Genomic DNA, 15,375 nt, shown 5'->3' with positions numbered 1-15,375 from the left:
ATGAATTCCCAGAAGGAATTCGACCGCTGCGGGGGTCAAGTCGCGTGCGGAAGAAGTGGGGGGAGAGCGGAGTATGTCAGTGTGGCGTTTGAAATATCAACCGCCTTGCGTGGGCGGATTGTGTAAACGTTTCCAGCTGGCTGACATTCACTGCACAGCTTTTTCGGTGACTCCGGTTCTCGTTCCGGCCGGTCGTGTGCGCCGCGACCCGCGGTCAGGCCCAGCGGTGTCCCCACTCGGGGCCCGTCCGCGCCCACTCCTGTTCCCATTCGTCCAGCCGTCGCCGGATGGTGATGTGGCGCACGACGAAGTGCCCGGCCAGCACGATGCCGACGACACCCGCCGTGGCGCATGTCCCCATGGACAGGGCGTGCTGCCACACGGCGGTGTCGGTCGGCGGGGCCTGCACACTGCGGCCCGCCGCGTCCAGCCACACGTCGGCGCGGTCGCCGCTCTTCGTGCCCGCCGGCACGCGGGCCTCACCCGTCCGCGAACCTCCGTCGGGCTCTGTCCATCGGGCCTTCACCCAGTGCATGGGCGGCTTGTCGCCGTGCACGGAGGGCGCCGCGGCCGGGGCGTTCTCCACGACCACGGCACTGACCAGGTCCCGCTCGGCCCGCTGCGCCGCGGCGTGCGCCCCCGCGTCACCGTGGGCCCACCGGCCCACCACGAAACCGGCCGCCGGAGCCCCGACGACCAGCAGGATCAGGACGATCAACACCGTCCACGCCTCGACGACGTCCGAGCGTCGGCGCAGCGGATTGCGCCGCCACCGCCACCCGAACAGCTGGCCTCGCATCTCACCCTCCCTCACCGGTACGGCCCTCATGTACGAGAACCCCGGTTAGGACTGGTCCGCACTTCCGGTGTACCCGAAAGCGGCCGTGATGGCATGGTTTGGGTGAGAAATCATGGAGAGCGGATCGGGTGCGGGCCGGTGACCGCGGTGCCGGAGGAGAACCGCCGGGCGGGGCGGCGGGTGCTGCCGGGCGGGGGCCGGGGGCGTGGGACGTGCCCCCGGGGGCGCCGCCACGGAGCTCGGGGTCAGCCGAAGCGTTCGATGCGGATGTGGTCCACCGGCTGACCCGCCTCGACCAGCAGCCGCGACGCGTGTTCGGCGAAGGCGTTCGAGCCGCACACGTACGCCTCCCAGTCGCCCGCCGGCCGCTCGGCCAGCAGCGGCGCCACATGGGCCGCCGACAGCCTGCCCACCGGTACGCCCTGGGGCGCCACACGTGTGAACACGGGCGTGGTCTCCGCGCCGTACTCCTCCGCGTAGATCAGCTCCTCGGGCCTCCGCGCGGACACCAGCAGTCGCAGGGGCACAGCGAGCCCGCGCACCCGCCGGTGGCGGATCATCGACATCAGCGGAACGACACCCGACCCGGCACCGATCAACAGCGCGGGCCGGTCCCCGGGCCAGGCGAAGAACCCGCTGAGCGGGCCGCGCACCTCCACCTCGTCGCCGGGCCGGGCCTCGGTGTGGAACCACCCGGAGACCTCGCCGCCCTCCACATGGTCCAGAGTCAGCTCGATGTGCCCGGCGTCATCCGGCGGCGACGCCAGCGAGTAGTGGCGCTGGGCCCGGTAGCCGTCCTCGGCGGTCAGCCGCAGCACCAGATGCTGCCCCGGCAGATGGCCCGCCCAGCCCGGTACCGAGAACCGGAACGTGGAGACCCGAGCCGTCTCGCGCCGGATCTCCGTCAACGTCGCGGTCTGCCAGAGCGCCGCCGTCCGGTCACTCACGGCGATCCGCCCGGGCACGGCGAACCGCGTGGGCGGAAGGAACACGCCGGACGCCGTGCCCGCCTCACCGACCTCCCCGGCCCGCGCCACGTCGGCCTCGCCGACCGTGCCGCCGGCCGCCCACCCGGCCTCCGCGACCGCCCCGGTCTCCCCCAGGGTCCCGCTCGTCTCCGTCGCCGTCGCTCTCTCAGTCACCGGAGTACCGCTGCTCCTCCCACGGGTTGCCCCGTGCGTGATAGCCGTTTCGCTCCCAGAAGCCGGGCTCGTCGTGGTCGAGGAGCCGGATGCCCGCGATCCACTTGGCGCTCTTCCAGAAGTACAGGTGCGGCACCAGGAGCCGGGCCGGGCCGCCGTGCTCGGCCGGCAGCGCCTCGCCCCCGTACTCCCAGGCGATCCAGGCGCGCCCACCGGTGAGGTCGGCGAGCGGGAGGTTCGTGGTGTAGCCGCTGTGCGAGTACGCGACCGCGTGGGTGGCGGAGGCGTCGGGACGTACCGCGTCCAGGAACACGTCGAGCGAGACGCCGCCGAAGCGCACCCCGAACTTCGACCAGCCCGTCACACAGTGGATGTCGCCCTCGTACACCGACTCGGGCAGCGCGTGCGCCGTGTCCCAGTCCCAGGTGCGGGGCTCGGCCACCAGCCCGTCGATCCGGAACGTCCAGTCGGCGGGTGCGAGGCCGGGCGTGACCTCGGCGGACAGCACCGGCCAGTCGTCGCCCGCGTCGTACTGGCCGGGCGGCAGCCCCGGATTGCTGACGCGGGGGCGCCCGGTGAAACCACGGGTGACGTTCATACGAGTCCAACGTGACGACGGCGGTGACTGCTGAGCCGTACCACCGTACGTGTCCGGACGCCGTGCCCGATCCCCGGGGCGGGCTCCGATCACCGCGGCCCCGGGAGCTTTTCACCGCCCCGGGAATAGCGGCTCCGCGATCTTCCTTGCCGTTGTCGGCCGGCCTCATCCGTGAGCACGTCGGGGGCCGTGGTGACGGCGGAGGAGAACGGAAGAGCGCATGACCGAGTACGCGAGCGACCTGAAGGGCGCGGACACCGAGCCGCACGTCCTCGACAACCCCGCCCTCGCCTCCCTCACCGGTCCGCACGCCCACTTCGCCGAGCGGTCCGGCCGGGTGCTGCGCTATCCCGTCGAGGTCGCGCCGTGGCTGGCCCTGCCCCATCACCCCGACGCGGACGACTGGGCCGACCTGGCCGATCTGGCCGGCCCCGGCACGGACGTCGCGGTACCCGCCTACAGCGGGACTTTCCCGGCCGACTGGGAGGTCACCTTCGACCTCGCGGGCGCCCAGTTCGTCGACGACGGGATCGCCGCCGCCCCGGACCGGGAGGCCGTCCCCCTCGGTCCGGCCGATGTCCCCGAGATGCTCGACCTCGTGGCACGCACCCAACCCGGCCCCTTCCTGCCGCGCACCATCGAACTCGGCACCTACCTCGGCATCCGCCGGGGTGGCACCCTGATCGCCATGGCCGGGGAGCGGCTGCACCCGCCGGGCTGGACCGAGATCAGCGCGGTCTGCACCGACCCGGCGTTCCGGGGCGAGGGACTCGCCACCCGGCTGATCCACGCCGTCGCCCACGGCATCCGCGAGCGGGGCGAGACCCCGTTCCTGCACACCGCGGCGACCAACACCCACGCCATCCGCCTCTACGAGTCCCTGGGCTTCCGGCTGCGCCGCACGACCCGCTTCATGGGAGCCCGTGTACCCGCCGTGGCGACGGGGGAGGAGCACGTGGGCGTGCAGCGGGGGCGGTCGAGGACCGGTGCGGGCGGGGCGCGGCGCTCTTGATGGCCCCTCGTGACCATGGGGTAGGGTGACCGGGCCAGTCGCCACGGGACCGAGGAGGTGAGACCCATTACCGCAGTGTCAGGTCGGGTGCTCTCACCTCAACGCCGCGCGGTGCGCGGCCGGTAGGCCACCGCGGGAGCGCCCTTCGGCCCACCGAAAGGCCCTCGGCTGTCATGCCACCTCTCTCCACCGCCTCCGTCGTCACAGCACTTCGGGCCGCTGGTTGCGTCTTCGCCGAAGAAGAGGCGGAGTTGATCCTCAGCACCGCACCGACCCCGGACGACGCCGCCACCATGGTCGACCGCCGAGTCGCGGGCGTACCACTCGAAGTCGTCCTCGGCTGGGCCGAGTTCGCGGGCCTGCGCATCACCGTGGATCCCGGTGTGTTCGTGCCCCGCCGCCGCACCGAGTTCCTCGTCGAGCAGGCGCTCGCCGCCGTCCCGCACGCCACGGTCGTCGTCGACCTGTGCTGCGGTTCGGGCGCGCTGGGCGCCGCCCTGGCGGCGTCGCTCGACGGCGCCGAACTGCATGCCGCCGACATCGACCCGGCGGCGGTGCGCTGCGCCCGCCGCAACATCGCCCGCTACGGCGGCCATGCCCACGAGGGCGACCTGTTCGCGGCGCTCCCCGGCGGGTTGCGGGAGCGCGTCGACATCCTCGTGGCGAACGTGCCGTACGTCCCCACGGGCGAAGTGCCGCTCCTGCCGAGCGAGGCCCGTGACCACGAGCCCCTCGTCGCCCTCGACGGCGGCCCGGACGGCCTCGACGTCCTGCGCCGGGTCGCCGCCGAAGCGCCCCGGTGGCTCGCCCCCGGCGGCTGTCTGCTCGTCGAGACCAGCGAACGCCAGGAACCCCACGCCGTCGAGGTCCTGCGTGGTGCCGGCCTCGTCGCCGGGACTGCCGTGTCGGAGGAGAGGCACGCCCACGTGGTGACCGGCACCAGGCCCTGGGGCACCCGACCGCCGCACACGCCGCTCGGGACCTGACCGCCGCACACCCCGCCCGGCTCACCCTCGGCCACCCGTGCCCTCCTGTGGTGTGTCCTTGCCCTCAGCCATTGTGCAACTAGTTGCACAAACGGCGTGGCGTCGTCTACAACCTTGGGGACGACGCCACGCATGGAGGCCCCGATGAGCCGTTACCCCCACCTGCTGAGCCCCCTCGACCTGGGCTTCACCACGCTCCCCAACCGTGTGCTCATGGGTTCCATGCACGTCGGCCTGGAGGAGGCGGAGCGTGGCTTCGAGCGGATGGCGGAGTTCTACGCGGCGCGGGCACGCGGGGGAGTGGGCCTCATCGTCACCGGCGGTATCGCGCCCAACGAGGCCGGACGCCCGTACGAGGGCGGCGCCAAGCTCACCACCGACGTCGAAGCCGCACAGCACCGTGAGATCACCGACGCCGTCCACCGCGAGGACGGCCGAATCGCGATGCAGATCCTGCACTTCGGTCGGTACGCCTACCACCCCGGCCTCGTCGCCCCGAGCGCCCTCCAGGCCCCGATCAGCCCCTACGTCCCCCACGCCCTCACCGACGCCGAGGTCGAGCAGACCATCGACGACTACGCACGGGCGGCCCGGCTCGCCCGGCAGGCCGGGTACGACGGCGTCGAGATCATGGGCTCCGAGGGCTATCTGATCAACGAGTTCATCGCCGCCGGGACCAACCACCGCGACGACCGCTGGGGCGGCTCGTACGACAACCGCATGCGCTTCCCGGTGGAGATCGTGCGCAGGGTGCGCGAGGCGGTCGGCGAGGACTTCATCGTCATCTACCGACTGTCGATGCTCGACCTGGTGCCCGGCGGCTCCAGCTTCGACGAGGTGGTCACCCTGGCGAAGGCCGTCGAGGCCGCCGGGGCCACCATCATCAACACCGGCATCGGCTGGCACGAGGCCCGCATCCCCACCATCGCCACCTCGGTGCCGCGGGGCGCGTACACCTGGGTCACCAGGAAGCTCATGGGTGAGGTCTCCGTCCCCCTCGTCGCCACCAACCGCATCAACACCCCCGAACTGGCCGAGGAGTTGCTGGCCGACGGCCACGCCGACATGGTGTCCATGGCCCGTCCGATGCTCGCCGACCCTGACTTCGTCAACAAGGCCCGCGACGGCCGGCCCGAGGCCATCAACACCTGCATCGGCTGCAACCAGGCCTGCCTCGACCACACCTTCAGCGGGAAGATCACCTCCTGCCTGGTGAACCCGCGTGCCTGTCACGAGACCGAACTGGTGCTCTCGCCGACCCGGCTGCTCAAGCGGATCGCGGTCGTCGGCGCGGGCCCGGCGGGCCTCGCCTGCGCGGTGAGTGCCGCCGAACGCGGCCACCAGGTCACGCTCTTCGACGCCGCGAGCGAGATCGGCGGCCAGCTCAACGTGGCCCGCAAGGTCCCCGGCAAGCAGGAGTTCGACGAGACCCTGCGCTACTTCCGCCACCAGCTCGACACCCACGGCGTCGACGTACGGCTCGACAACCCCGTGACGGCCGACGACCTCACCGAGTACGACGAGGTCGTGGTCGCCACCGGCGTCACCCCCCGCACCCCCGACCTCCCGGGCGTCGACCACCCCAAGGTCCTCGGCTACCTCGACGTCCTGCGGGACGGGGCCCCCGTCGGCGACCGGGTCGCCGTCCTGGGCGCCGGAGGCATCGGCTTCGACGTCGCCGAGTACCTGACCGACGGCGGGGAGAAGGCGAGCGAGGACCCCGCGGCGTACTTCCGCCAGTGGGGCGTCGACATGGACTACCGCGCCCCCGGCGGTCTCGCCGCCCCCGAGCGCCCCGTCCCTCCGCGCTCGGTCCACCTCCTCCAGCGCAAAACCTCCAAGGTCGGCGCCGGCCTCGGCAAGACCACCGGCTGGATCCATCGCACCGAGCTCAAGCAACGCGGCGTCGTCATGGTCCCCGGCGTCCAGTACGACCTGATCGACGACGCCGGACTGCACGTCACGATCGACGGCGTCCGCCAGGTCCTGGACGTCGACACGGTCGTGCTCTGCACCGGCCAGGAACCGCGCCGCGACCTCTACGACACCCTCGTCGCCGCCGGACGCACCGCGCACCTCATCGGCGGCGCCGACGTGGCGGCCGAACTGGACGCCAAGCGCGCGATCAAGCAGGGGACGGAGCTGGCGGCGGAGCTGTAGGAGGGCGACGGGAGGTGCCCGGTGATCACCGGCCCTTCCTAGGATGAGCCCATGTCACTCCCGCACGCGATCCTCACCGCCCTGCTCGAAAAGCCCTCCTCGGGCCTGGAGCTGACCCGGCGGTTCGACAGGTCGATCGGCTACTTCTGGTCGGCGACGCACCAGCAGATCTATCGCGAGCTGGGAAAGCTGGAGGGCGAGGGCTACATCCGCGCCCTGCCCGCAGAACGGCCCGCCCGAGGGCAGAAGAAGAGCTATGAGGTCCTTCCGGCGGGCCGCGAGGAACTGGCCCGCTGGACCTCTGCTCCCCAGGAACCCAAGGTGTGGCGTGACGCCCTGTTTGTACGGCTGCGCGCCGCGGCGGTCGTCGGCACCACCGGCATCGAGGACGATCTGCGGCGCCATCTCACGCTGCACGAGCGGCAGTTGGCTGAGTACGAGGAGATCGAGAAGCGGGACTTCGGGCCCGGCAGGGACACCGCCCAGGACCGTCTCCAGCATCTGATCCTGCGGGCCGGCATCGATCTGGAGACCTTCTGGACGCAATGGCTGCGGAACGCCCTGACGGAGTTCGGGCGACTGCCGGAAGGCCGTGTGGCCGACGACGGCGGGTCGGACGGCCGGATGCCGGACGGCGGCGGCGGAGCGGCGGCGGAGCGGGGGTAGCCCGGGGGGCCCGAGCACGAGCGGGCGGTCGTCCGCGTCACACGACGACCGCCCGCCCGGTGGTCACAGCCGGTGCGGCTTGGCCCGGCGGCGCAGGTACCAGACCGCCCCCACCGTGCCGGCGGCCACCAGTACGCCACCGCCGACCAGGGTCAGGGTGCCGTACTCCTCGGTGGTCCCGCCCATACCGCCCATGACGCCCCGGGAAGGCGAGGCGGTCGCGGAGATCGTGGGCGTGGCGGCGGTGACGATGACGGACTGGGTGCCCGCCGTGGTCCCGTCCCGGCACACCACGATCACCGTGTAGGTCCCCGGGGTCACGTTGGTCCACGACGCCGACTGGCTGGTGCTCGTGCCGACGAGGGTCGTCTGACGGCCCTGGGAGAAATTCGCCTGCCCGCTCGAGAGCAGGGAGGCCGTACCGAACGCGCCGTTGGCGCTGTTGGGGCAATCGCTCGTGGTGACGGTGACCGAGGACCCCGTGGTGCTCACCGAGATCCCCGTGGCGACGGCGACCGACGGCGTGGCCAGGGCGATCGGCAGCGCGGCGGCCGCCATGGTCAGGCCGGAGCGGAGGAGTAGCTGAGACGTACGCATGGGTCTGCCCTCCGGCGGCACGGTCGGCGGCACATCCCTTGCGCCGCCGAGGATCGGAGGACCCGTGCTGCCTCAGGGCGAGCCAACGTGCCCCACGCCCGGTCCGCATGCGGACCGCCCCCGGGCAGGTGACGGATTACGCCGTGCGGGGGACGCCTCGGTCTCCGGTGGTCACCGTCCGTTCTGCCGAGAACCCGCCCCAGGTGCCGTCCGGCAGCTTCGCCCGGATCCGCACCCGGTACGTCACGCCGGCCTCCCGTCCCGCGTAGAAGCCGTGGGTGGCCCGCCCCCGCGGCGGGTTCCCGCCCCAGACGAGCGTCGTCGCGGGGCGCCCGTCGAGCTGGATCTCGTACTCCGTGATCACCCCGTCGGCAGGCGGCGGCATCCAGGACAGTTCGATGGAGTAGGTGCCGTCCAAGAGGCGCGTGCTCGCGTGGAAGCCGGTGGGCGCGGTGCCCGACCCGTCGCCGGCCCGGTCCCCCGTCCCCGGCCGGTCCGTCCCTCGCTCGGTCCGCCCGGTGGTGAGCCGCACGGCTCCGCTCGCCGGCGAGAGATTGTCCGCCGCGTCCCGTGCCCGCACGGTGAAGGAGTACCGGGTGCCGGGCCGCAACCCCGTGACCACGGCCGCCGTCTGCTCCCCGCCCACGCTGTGGATCTTCGAGTCGCCCTGCATGATGTCGTACGACACCACGCCCCGGTCGTCGGTGGACCGCCGCCAGGACAACTGGACCACCTTGCTGCCCATCACCCGGCCGTCGAGGTGGGCGGGACGGGTGGGGGCCCGCAGGTCGGCGGTGCCACCGGCGGGCGTGGTGGCCCGAACCCCCGCGCTGGGCGGCCCGAGGTCTCCGGTGCCACTGCGGGCCCGGACGGTGAACACATACGTGGTGGAGGGGCGCAGCCGGGTGACGTCCACCATGTGCGCGTCGCCGGCCACGTCCTTCACCTTCTTCTCGCCGCGGTACACCTCGTACGCCGCGACCTCCGGCTCACCGGTCACCCGGTTCCACATGACGTGCACGCTGGTCGCGCTGCCCGCGGCGGCGGTGACCCCCGAGGGGGCCGGCGGCGGACGGCGACCGGGGCCCTCCGGCACGCCGCAGGAGACGGCGAAGAGCAGCGAGCCGCAGGCCACCCACGCCGGCAGCGGCCCCGGCGTCGACACCGGTACGGGAACGCGTCGCACGATCCAGCCTCCTCGCCCGAGCGGATTGGTCTGTACCTATCCTCTGTATGTATGCCACGCTGATGCGCTCACATCAAGAGGGCGCGGGTGGATCGCAGGAGAGATCGCTCCGTTCACGGCGCGGCGCTCGGCTACGTATGCTGGTGCTCTGACGCGGCGTGAACTCGCCCGCATGGCTGGTCAGTTCGCGTCGTACGGCGCGGGCCGCTGTCGTCGCCCACCCCGCGCCGGCCAGGGCGGCCGAGCGGCCGGGGCCGGCACCGGCCCGGGCCCTCGGCCGCGCCTCATGAGGACGACGATGTGCACCGTCCGGCCCCCCACCGGTGGCCTTCCTCTCCTGGCCCCTTCACCTTGGGGTGATGAGTGACCGTCAGTGTCCCCCAGGGAAGGGTCCCTTATCGTGCGTGTCCGGTCGTTGACGCTGGCCGCCGCCGGCGCCGCCCTCTTGGCCCCCGTCACCCTGCCTGCCCTGGCCCAACAGCAGCAGTCCATACAGCGTCAGGGTGCCGTGACGGCCGCCGAGCTGCTGGCGAAGGTCCGGAGCTGCACCCGGGTGTCGAAGGGGTTCTACCGCCGTGACGCCGGCGCCCCCGCCGTCATCCCGGTCTGCGGTACCGACGGCGCGGTGTTCTGGAAGGCCGACATGGACATCGACTGTGACGGCCGCCCGAGCACACGCTGCAACCGGAACGCGGACCCGTGGTTCCAGCCCACGACCTCCTACCAGCAGCGCGACGGCCGCTACCTCAGCTCCGCCGACCTGCCGTTCATCGTTCTCCCCGCCCCGAGTCGCATCTGGGACCCCCGCGACCACGACATCAGGGGTGGCTCGATCGCCGCAGTCGTCTACGGCGACCGCGTCCAGTACGCCGTCGTCGGCGACACCGGCCCGCGGAACATCATCGGAGAGGCCTCGTACGCCACGGCCAAGGGCCTGGGCATCCGCCCCGATCCGAGCACCGGCGGTACCACCTCCGGAGTCACGTACATCGTCTTCGAGAACACCCGAGTCTCCCCGATCGAGGACCACGAGGCGGCGGTCGAACAGGGCGAGGAACTGGCCCGCGCGTTCGTACGCTCGTGAGGGCGGCGCCGGGCCGCGGCAGCAGGAGGTGACGGCTACGTCAGGGGGGCCGGGTACGGCGGTCACAGACGTGCGGGTGTGGCCGCCGTGCGAGGACTGGCACACGGAAGAGAGGGATGAGCGTGCGGCTCGGGGGCCGGCCCGCCCCGACGCGAACGAACCGGCCCCGTCGCGGTCACTCCTTCCGATACGTGTACGCCTCCGAAGCGGCGGCGGCTACCGCCGCGAGGTCGGCTCCGGTGGAGGCGGTGACGACCGCGGCGACGGCACCCTCTACGAACGGCGCGTCGACCAGACGGGTGCCCTCGGGGAGTTCGTCGCCCTCGGCGAGCAGCGCCTTCACGGTGAGCACGGCACTGCCGAGGTCCGTGAGGACGGCGACGCCCGCCCCCCGGTCCACGGTCGCGGCGGCCGCCGAGATCAACTCGGCGCTGGTGCCGAGCCCGCCGTCCTCGGTGCCGCCCGCGGGGGCGACCGGCACGGCAGCACCCACGCCGGCCAGGCCGCGCGCCAAATCGGCGACCGAGGAGGCGACGGCGGCGCTGTGCGAGACCAACACGATGCCGACCAGCTTCTCGTCAGCCAAGGGACGCCTCCGCGGTGTCGGCGAGCGCGGCGACGAGCAGTGCGGCGGACGTGGCACCGGGGTCCTGGTGCCCGATGCTCCGTTCGCCGAGATAGCTGGCCCGTCCCTTGCGGGCCTGCAACGGCGTCGTCGCCAGCGCGCCCTCCTCGGCGGCGGCCCGTGCCGCGGCGAAGGACCGGTCGAGTGCGTCGACGGCCGGGACCAGCGTGTCGATCATCGTCTTGTCGCCCGGTGCGGCCCCGCCGAGCGTCATCACCGCGTCCACACCCGCCCGCAGCGCGGTCGTGAGTTCGGCGTCGCTCACCTCGGCCGCGTCCCCGAGCGCCTTGCCGGTCCGCCGCAGGAGTGTGCCGTACAGCGGGCCGGACGCACCGCCCACCGTCGAGATCAGCTGACGCCCCGCCAGCACGAGTACGGCACCGGGCGTGTCCGGCGCCTCCTTCTCCAGTACGGACACCACGGCGGCGAACCCGCGGTGCAGATTGCTGCCGTGGTCGGCGTCCCCGATCGGCGAGTCGAGCGCCGTGAGTCGCTCGGCCTCGCGTTCCACCGAGGCCGCTGTGGCCGTCATCCAGCGACGGAAGAAGTCGGCGTCGAGCACGGAATCTCCTTGCCTGGTACGAGAGTCAGCGGCTTGGACCGGAGGGGCCCGTACCCCCGCACGTACCGTACGTACCGTGCGGGGTCCGACGGGTCACATCCCCCAGCGCAGCCCCGGAGTCTTCACAGGTGCGTCGTACAGCCGGAGCGTCTCCTCATCGACCTGACACAGTGTCACCGAGGCGCCTGCCATGTCGAGGGAGGTGACGTAGTTGCCGACCAGTGTGCGGGCGATGGCCACCCCGCGCTCGCCGAGCGCCCGCTGCACCTCGGCGTTGAAACCGTACAGTTCCAGCAGAGGTGTGCCGCCCATGCCGTTGACGAGGAGCAGCACGGGGTTGCGCGGGCTCATGTCGTCGAGGAGGGCGTTCACCGCGAAGTCGGCGATCTCGCCCGAGGTCATCATGGCGCGCCGCTCCCGGCCCGGCTCCCCGTGGATACCGACCCCCAACTCCAGCTCTCCGGCGGGAAGATCGAAGGTCGGGCTGCCCTTGGCCGGGGTCGTACAGGCACTGAGCGCCACACCGAAACTGCGGGAGCTCTCATTGACCTGCCGGGCCAGTGTCGCGACTCGCTCCAGGGGCTGCCCCTCCTCGGCGGCGGCGCCGGCGATCTTCTCCACGAAGAGGGTGGCACCGGTGCCGCGCCGCCCGGCGGTGTAGAGGCTGTCGGTCACCGCGACGTCGTCGTTGACGAGCACCTTGGCGACCTGGATGCCCTCGTCCTCCGCGAGTTCGGCGGCCATGTCGAAGTTCAGCACGTCACCGGTGTAGTTCTTCACGATGAACAGCACCCCGGCGCCGCTGTCCACGGCTGCCGCGGCTCGCACCATCTGGTCCGGCACGGGCGACGTGAACACCTCACCTGGGCACGCCGCCGACAACATCCCCGGCCCCACGAAACCCCCGTGCAGCGGCTCGTGCCCCGAACCGCCCCCGGAGACCAACGCCACCTTCCCGGCCACCGGCGCGTCCCGCCGCACGACCACCCGGTTCTCCACATCCACCGTCAGCTCAGGGTGAGCGGCAGCCATACCCCGCAGCGCGTCCGCGACGACGGTCTCCGCGACGTTGATGAGCATCTTCATGGATACCTCCTGATGAGATGAACAGCCGCCCCCGCCGACCGTGGTCGTGCAGGTCGGTCCGGGATGGTTCGTGGTCGGTCTGGCGCTTCTGGGCGATCGTAGGCGGACTCCGGCGGTACTGACGCTGACCTGCTGCTGACTTTGTGACGGGTCGTCGGCTCCGGCCGGCATCCGGTTGGGCGGCAATGGTCTCCGTGCGAAGTATCGAGGCTGAGCGGGTCCCGGGTCACGTGCTCGGACGCCGGCGGGTGGGTGCCGCTGTGCGGCGGAAGTGCTGGGGCGGCCCCGGGGACCGTACCGCCACCGATGCGGGGCCGACCACCTCGCTCGGGTCGAACTGTTCCCTCGTCAGGTCGATGGCGACGCCGGATCGCCGCCGAGGAGATCGTTCACGACCAAGGCGGTCACCCCGCACTGACCGCGTGCCGGCTGGTCCGGGCGCCCGCTGCTCGTGTCCTCGGGGACGCAAGGGTCGACGCCTCAACCGGACCGCAGAGCCCTCTCGACGCCGGCCAGTGTGATCGTGTCCATGTCGGGCCCGCGTGTGCCGGTGAGAGCGGGGACCGCCTTGGAGCGGGCGAACCACGGGGCGTCGTCACACACAGTCATCATGCGCGCCTCCGGTTTCCGTACCTCGTCCGACGTGTCGAGTCAGGGAGCCGGCCCGCCCCACCCGACGTGGACGGCGATGGCGTGCGGTGGCGCAAGGTCAGAGGTAAGACTGACAGGGGGCCCGGCAGCAGGGGACCGGGTTCCCGTGCTGCCGCCGGAAGGAGTGTCCGGTATGCCCGAGCGAGAGACCGGGGCCGGGAGCGGCTGGCAGGACAGCATCACCGCTGCGCCCGGCGGGCTGCTCGACGTGCTGCGCGTGGCGGCACTGGTCCTGGGCAGCGACGGCCGGATCGCGCTGTGGAGCCCCGAAGCCGAGTCATTGTTCGGATTCTCCGCCGCGGAAGCACTGGGCCGGGACGCGGGCGCACTGCTCGTCGCCCCGGAGAACCGGACGCGGGCGCGAGATCTGTTCAGAAGCGTACGTACGGGGGCACGCTGGGCGGGGGTCTTCCCGGTGCGGCACAAGGACGGCTCCACCCGCCGGGTCGAGTTCCGCACCATGCAGCTGCGCGATGCCGACGGTGACATCTTCGCCCTGGGCCTCGGCACCGACGCCGAGACCGTGCGCAACCTGGAGCGCGACCTGGCGCTCTCCCACATCCTGGTCAGCCAGTCGCCGGTGGGGATCGCGGTCTTCGACACCGACCTGCGGTGGCTGCGGGTCAACCCGTCGCTGGAACGCATCAACGGCGTCCCGGAGGAGGCCGTGCTGGGCCGCCGCGTCGGCGAGGTGCTGCCCGCCCTCGAGGTGGAGGCCATCGAGTCACGGATGCGGTACGTCCTGCGGACGGGCGAGCCGCTGCTGGATCAGCAGACGGTCGGCCGCACGGCCGCCGACGAGGAGGACCACGCCTACTCGGAGTCGTACCACCGGATCGAGGATCCGAACGGGCGCGTGCTCGGCCTGGCGATCTCCGTACTGGATGTCACCGAGCGGCAGCGGGCGGCCGCCGAGGTCGCACAGGCACGGGAGCGGCTGGCGGTGATCGCCGACGCCGGCGTCCGTATCGGGACGACCCTCGACCTGCGCCGGACGGCGCGGGAGCTGGCGGCTGTGGCCGTTCCCCAGCTCGCCGACCTCGCGGCCGTGGACGCCCTCGACTCCGTGGTCAACCCCGGCGGCACGGCCGCGCCACGGACGGACGGTTCCCTCGACTTCTGGGCCCTCGCCCTCAAGGCGAGCCGCCCCACCGACGCGGTCGGGGCCGCCGACCCGGTCGGCGAGCCCGCCCTGTACAGCCCGTCCCGGATGGTCACCGAGTGCGTACGCGAGGCACGCCCGATCCTGCTGGAGCAGGTGGACGACGCGGCGCTGCGGCGTATCGCCCGGGACGACGCGGCGGCCGGGGCCCTGCGGCGCGCCGGTGTCCACTCCTATCTGGCCGTTCCCCTGATGGCCCGCGGCGAGGTACTGGGCACCCTCAGCCTGTCCCGCACGGTCAACCCCCGGCCCTTCGACGACCAGGACCTCACCCTCGCCGTCGAGCTGGCCGCGCGCGCCGCCATCTCCATCGACAACGCACGCCTGTACGGACGGGAACGCGACATCGCGCTCACCCTCCAGCGCAGCCTGTTGTCCCAGGCACCCCCGCGGCATGGTGGCATGGAGGTGGCCTCGCGCTATCTGCCCGCCATCAGTGAGGTGGGCGGGGACTGGTTCGACGTGCTGCCGCTCAAGGACGGCAAGGTCGGACTCGTCGTCGGCGACGTGATGGGCAAGGGGGTGCACGCGGCGGCGATCATGGGCCAGCTCCGCACGGCCACCCGTGCCCTCGCCCGGCTCGACCTGCCTCCGGCCGAGCTGCTGCACCACCTGGACGGCCTCACCGCCTCCCTCGGGGACTCCGACACGCTGGCCACCTGCCTCTACGTCGTCTGCGACCCCCGCCACGGCCGATGCGAACTCTCCCGCGCGGGTCATCTGCCGCCGGTCCTGGTGAGCCCGCACGGGAAAGCCGAACTCCTCGACATCGCCGGCGGAGTCCCCCTCGGAGTGGGCGGTGTCCCCTTCACCGTCGGCGAGCACGAACTCGCCGATGGGGCGCTGCTCGCTCTGTTCACGGACGGGCTGGTCGAAAGCCACGCGATGTCCGTCGACGCGGGACTGCACAAGGTGCTGCGCGTCCTGGACGACACCTGGCTCCCCCTGGAAGAGACCTGCGACCTGCTGGTCGGCGCCCTCACCCCCGAGCCGGACGACGACGTGGCACTGCTCCTCGCCCGGCGCGGGAACGGCGGTCACAGCACTGGCCATCGGTGA

The 15,375-nt window shown here is 72.3% G+C and carries 15 protein-coding genes and 1 pseudogene; 6 read left to right on the top strand and 10 right to left on the bottom strand.

Annotated features, from left to right (window positions below):
* Window positions 1-214 precede the first annotated feature (214 nt).
* From ACZ43N_RS14620 to ACZ43N_RS14610, 3 genes are all read right to left on the bottom strand, one after another.
* Window positions 215-799 (bottom strand): Rv1733c family protein, encoded by a 585-nt coding sequence (locus tag ACZ43N_RS14620; protein ID WP_468097615.1) that lies wholly within the window; start codon window positions 797-799, stop codon window positions 215-217.
* Window positions 800-1,044: 245 nt separating this feature from the next.
* Window positions 1,045-1,791: a ferredoxin reductase gene (locus ACZ43N_RS14615; RefSeq protein WP_468097702.1), complete on the bottom strand. Its 747-nt coding sequence runs from the start codon at window positions 1,789-1,791 to the stop codon at window positions 1,045-1,047.
* Between the two features lie 142 nt (window positions 1,792-1,933).
* On the bottom strand, window positions 1,934-2,539 hold the full coding sequence (locus ACZ43N_RS14610; protein ID WP_468097613.1) for a sulfite oxidase-like oxidoreductase: 606 nt from the start codon (window positions 2,537-2,539) through the stop codon (window positions 1,934-1,936).
* A gap of 220 nt (window positions 2,540-2,759) precedes the next feature.
* On the opposite strand from ACZ43N_RS14610, the gene ACZ43N_RS14605 reads away from it, so the two are divergent.
* The 4 genes from ACZ43N_RS14605 to ACZ43N_RS14590 all read left to right on the top strand — a co-directional run bounded on the left by ACZ43N_RS14605 (window position 2,760) and on the right by ACZ43N_RS14590 (window position 7,363).
* Window positions 2,760-3,551: a GNAT family N-acetyltransferase gene (locus ACZ43N_RS14605; protein ID WP_468097611.1), complete on the top strand. Its 792-nt coding sequence runs from the start codon at window positions 2,760-2,762 to the stop codon at window positions 3,549-3,551.
* A gap of 173 nt (window positions 3,552-3,724) precedes the next feature.
* The gene (locus tag ACZ43N_RS14600) at window positions 3,725-4,537 is read left to right on the top strand and encodes a putative protein N(5)-glutamine methyltransferase (RefSeq protein WP_468097609.1); all 813 of its coding nucleotides are present in this window, start codon (window positions 3,725-3,727) and stop codon (window positions 4,535-4,537) included.
* A gap of 144 nt (window positions 4,538-4,681) precedes the next feature.
* Window positions 4,682-6,697: an FAD-dependent oxidoreductase gene (locus tag ACZ43N_RS14595; RefSeq protein WP_468097607.1), complete on the top strand. Its 2,016-nt coding sequence runs from the start codon at window positions 4,682-4,684 to the stop codon at window positions 6,695-6,697.
* A 51-nt stretch (window positions 6,698-6,748) separates the two neighbouring features.
* Window positions 6,749-7,363, top strand: a complete 615-nt coding sequence (locus ACZ43N_RS14590; protein ID WP_468097605.1) for a PadR family transcriptional regulator — start codon at window positions 6,749-6,751, stop codon at window positions 7,361-7,363.
* 63 nt (window positions 7,364-7,426) lie between these two features.
* On the opposite strand, the gene ACZ43N_RS14585 is transcribed toward ACZ43N_RS14590, so the two are convergent.
* Complete coding sequence (locus ACZ43N_RS14585; RefSeq protein WP_468097604.1) at window positions 7,427-7,960, bottom strand: hypothetical protein; 534 nt, start codon at window positions 7,958-7,960, stop codon at window positions 7,427-7,429.
* Window positions 7,961-8,096: 136 nt separating this feature from the next.
* The gene (locus ACZ43N_RS14580) at window positions 8,097-9,146 is read right to left on the bottom strand and encodes a fibronectin type III domain-containing protein (RefSeq protein ID WP_468097603.1); all 1,050 of its coding nucleotides are present in this window, start codon (window positions 9,144-9,146) and stop codon (window positions 8,097-8,099) included.
* A 400-nt stretch (window positions 9,147-9,546) separates the two neighbouring features.
* On the opposite strand from ACZ43N_RS14580, the gene ACZ43N_RS14575 reads away from it, so the two are divergent.
* Complete coding sequence (locus ACZ43N_RS14575) at window positions 9,547-10,230, top strand: glycoside hydrolase family 75 protein (protein ID WP_468097602.1); 684 nt, start codon at window positions 9,547-9,549, stop codon at window positions 10,228-10,230.
* 175 nt (window positions 10,231-10,405) lie between these two features.
* Here ACZ43N_RS14575 and ACZ43N_RS14570 read toward each other — a convergent pair whose 3' ends face one another.
* The 5 genes and pseudogenes from ACZ43N_RS14570 to ACZ43N_RS14550 all read right to left on the bottom strand — a co-directional run bounded on the left by ACZ43N_RS14570 (window position 10,406) and on the right by ACZ43N_RS14550 (window position 13,115).
* On the bottom strand, window positions 10,406-10,816 hold the full coding sequence (locus tag ACZ43N_RS14570) for a PTS-dependent dihydroxyacetone kinase phosphotransferase subunit DhaM (protein ID WP_468097600.1): 411 nt from the start codon (window positions 10,814-10,816) through the stop codon (window positions 10,406-10,408).
* Window positions 10,809-11,417, bottom strand: a complete 609-nt coding sequence (gene dhaL, locus ACZ43N_RS14565; protein WP_468097598.1) for a dihydroxyacetone kinase subunit DhaL — start codon at window positions 11,415-11,417, stop codon at window positions 10,809-10,811. The genes ACZ43N_RS14570 and dhaL overlap by 8 nt, the downstream gene beginning before the upstream one ends.
* Before the next feature lie 93 nt (window positions 11,418-11,510).
* Entirely contained in the window at window positions 11,511-12,503 is a 993-nt protein-coding gene (dhaK, locus tag ACZ43N_RS14560) for a dihydroxyacetone kinase subunit DhaK (RefSeq protein ID WP_468097596.1), read from the bottom strand.
* Between the two features lie 348 nt (window positions 12,504-12,851).
* A pseudogene (locus ACZ43N_RS14555) lies at window positions 12,852-12,926 on the bottom strand (YunG family protein); the annotation flags it as partial.
* Window positions 12,927-12,983: 57 nt separating this feature from the next.
* On the bottom strand, window positions 12,984-13,115 hold the full coding sequence (locus tag ACZ43N_RS14550; RefSeq protein WP_468097594.1) for a hypothetical protein: 132 nt from the start codon (window positions 13,113-13,115) through the stop codon (window positions 12,984-12,986).
* Window positions 13,116-13,287: 172 nt separating this feature from the next.
* Between ACZ43N_RS14550 and ACZ43N_RS14545 the strand changes: the two genes are divergently transcribed.
* Window positions 13,288-15,375 (top strand): SpoIIE family protein phosphatase, encoded by a 2,088-nt coding sequence (locus ACZ43N_RS14545; protein ID WP_468097593.1) that lies wholly within the window; start codon window positions 13,288-13,290, stop codon window positions 15,373-15,375.

This window comes from Streptomyces sp. NPDC030814 (genome assembly GCF_055572155.1).
Note: the sequence above shows the minus strand (reverse complement) of the source record. Positions and strands in the feature narration are given on the sequence as shown.